The organism is Streptomyces otsuchiensis (genome assembly GCF_004305975.1).
In the GTDB taxonomy this organism is placed as follows: Bacteria; Actinomycetota; Actinomycetes; order Streptomycetales; family Streptomycetaceae; genus Streptomyces; species Streptomyces otsuchiensis.
Window position 1 is genome coordinate 1 of record NZ_BHZI01000603.1, and the last position, 473, is coordinate 473.

At 68.9% G+C, this 473-nt stretch carries 1 pseudogene; it reads right to left on the minus strand.

What is annotated here, in order from left to right:
* A pseudogene (locus tag E0D90_RS26055) lies at positions 1-123 on the minus strand (helix-turn-helix transcriptional regulator); the annotation flags it as partial.
* Positions 124-473: the final 350 nt, after the last annotated feature.

Genomic DNA, 473 nt, shown 5'->3' on the forward strand with positions numbered 1-473 from the left:
GTACACCTGGCCGATGTTCAGCGGCCACGTCGCCCCCGTGCGCGTCTCGAAATCCGACCGCAGCTGCGAGCCGTAACAAGGACCCCGCTCCAGAAGCGCCAGCAACCCGAATCTGATCGACATACCGCGTATCTATACCGAGTAAATCGGACCTTGGCAAGCCGATCGGGACAATGCACCCCGCCGTCACGACACCACGACGGCGCGTTCACAGAGCACCAGCAGTATGACCCCGACCGGACACGCCCCGCAGTCGACGGACCACCGTCGGAACCGGAGAGCGCCGGGACGTCCTCAGTACCGGCGCAGCCGCAGGCCGACCATGCCCAGGCCCAGCCCGAGACAGGCCAGACCGGCACCGAAGGGCAGCACCTCGACCAGCCGCCCGTTGCCACGCTCCATCTCCCGGACGGTCCCGGCCCCGCGCTCGCCGGGAACGCTGCGGCCCTCGGGCACCAAGAAGGGCGGGGGGA